The sequence below is a fragment of the Zunongwangia pacifica genome, from assembly GCF_023499215.1.
In the GTDB taxonomy this organism is placed as follows: domain Bacteria; phylum Bacteroidota; class Bacteroidia; order Flavobacteriales; family Flavobacteriaceae; genus Zunongwangia; species Zunongwangia pacifica.
The window spans coordinates 1-1,862 of the sequence record NZ_JAKHSK010000090.1 but is presented as its reverse complement, the minus strand read 5'-3'; the positions used below and the strand labels follow the sequence as shown (position 1 = coordinate 1,862).

The 1,862-nt window shown below is 30.9% G+C and carries 3 protein-coding genes; all 3 read right to left on the bottom strand.

Annotated elements, in window-relative coordinates:
• Positions 1 to 144: 144 nt before the first annotated feature.
• Positions 145 to 687: a DUF2199 domain-containing protein gene (locus L1967_RS22170; RefSeq protein ID WP_249603669.1), complete on the bottom strand. Its 543-nt coding sequence runs from the start codon at positions 685 to 687 to the stop codon at positions 145 to 147.
• A 161-nt stretch (positions 688 to 848) separates the two neighbouring features.
• Positions 849 to 1,067: a hypothetical protein gene (locus tag L1967_RS22165; protein ID WP_249603668.1), complete on the bottom strand. Its 219-nt coding sequence runs from the start codon at positions 1,065 to 1,067 to the stop codon at positions 849 to 851.
• 1 nt (position 1,068) lies between these two features.
• Positions 1,069 to 1,686: a hypothetical protein gene (locus L1967_RS22160; RefSeq protein WP_249603667.1), complete on the bottom strand. Its 618-nt coding sequence runs from the start codon at positions 1,684 to 1,686 to the stop codon at positions 1,069 to 1,071.
• Positions 1,687 to 1,862 lie beyond the last annotated feature (176 nt).

Genomic DNA, 1,862 nt, shown 5'->3' with positions numbered 1-1,862 from the left:
AAGTCCGTTCTAAAGAGACTTTACCTATCTAATTTAGAGATCGTATAAGATAAAAAAACCGCTTAAAAGCGGTTTAAATAAGTGAAATTTTCTAAGAATTAGAGGCTTGTGCAACGGTTACCGGTGTTGTATGCTGGCCTTATTTTATTCGTGTTGCGATTTAAGAGCATACTGTACAATTTCCATCGCTTTTTTATATGTTATTCCGTTTCTTTGGTCAATTCCTAATGGATGATTCTCTTCCGTAATTTCAATTTCAGGAATAGTTCCTGCGTCCTGTTCAATCGCTATTGATTTAATGTTGATAGTATTTTCATAGGTTGGAATTTGGTTTTGTAACCAACCAAAATAAGGTCCAAAGTCTTTCCGATTAGGACTTTCCCAACAGTCCATTCTAAATTCAAAATTTTCCGGACTTATTGAAGTCCAAATGTCAAAATATAAGTCCTTGTTAAAATCCAAAATAGGTATTGTTATTCGTCCTCTGTGAAAGAAATGAGTTTTGTCAACTACACACAAACTTTTTTCAAGTTCTACACGTTTTTCAATTTCGTCTGGTGGAATAGAGTAGTAGTAGTCGGGAAATTCAGAACCAAAACACAAAGGAATTTCATCATATTCAGTTCCGCAACAATTACATTTAAATGTTGTTTCTTTTCCTTTTCTGAATATTTTGGTTAATCTCATTTGTTATTTTCGGCTTGCATACAACGTGTTTGTATAACGAAAGTAAGGGGATTGATGCGCTTACTTGTCCGTTTTAACCTGTTGTGAAATTTTAGGTTTTACTTTTCGGGCGAAAACCATTAACCCTTATTTTTGTTATACGGTGTTGTGCAATGGCTTTTTTAATATTCATCTTCAACTAATTCGGTTGTCTCTCTTGGCATTGTAGGTCTGAATGGCATATTTTCATTAAAATTGTCAATCAAAGTTTTCATATATTTTTCAGCTTGTTCCTTATTTTGAGCAAGGAATTCAAACTTTGAAAGAGAATGAGGCGAATTCTCATCTTGATAACTTTTTAAAGTTCTTATTTCAAAACTGTATTTGTTTAATACTCCCATTTTAATTCTGATTTATAATATGTTCCATTTTTCTTTTAAACTTGTTCTTTAGATTTAAGTTTCGTGAATCTCTCAAATCAAAACAATAATTTTCATATATTTTAAGTACTTCATTATGAAATTTTTGTCTTTGAATTTTTATTCCCTTTTGTATATCATTAGGATCAACCCATTGTAACATTTTTTCACTTTTTATATGGATTGTAGACTCTCTTTTTGTTTGAGCTTGATGAAGAAGTCCACATCTTATCTGCCTATAAAAAATGTCAGCCTTTTCTTGTGTGTTAAAAAAATCACTGAAATCAGGACTTCTTTGGAAAAAATCGTAAAAAGCTTTTTCATCCATCCCTTGTCCAGTTCTAATTCGCCCATTGATAAATTGTTCAATTGTTTCAATAAGTAGACAACTAAGAGCCATAATTGCAAAACCGGCAAAAATTCCAACTTTTCTATTTGGATTTTTATCTAATAATTCGATTTGTTTGAAAAAGCGTCCTTTCATTCGGTCATCAAAAATGTCAACAGCTTTGTTCCAGTCTGAATTAAGTCCATTAAGACTTAACTTATCCCAATCAGATTTATAGTATTTTGGACTTATTTTAATTCCTTTATCAGTCATTTTTTTAGCTTGTGCACAACGGCAGTCTGTATCAAAACTACCTGATTTGGTTTAAAAATAGTTGAAATTAGGATTGAAAACAAAATTTGAATTAATTTCCGTATTTTTTGCCATGTATTTGGTAAAAGCTTTATTCGGTCTTATAAAGGCTTTTATATAATTCTTTAAGGTTAAAA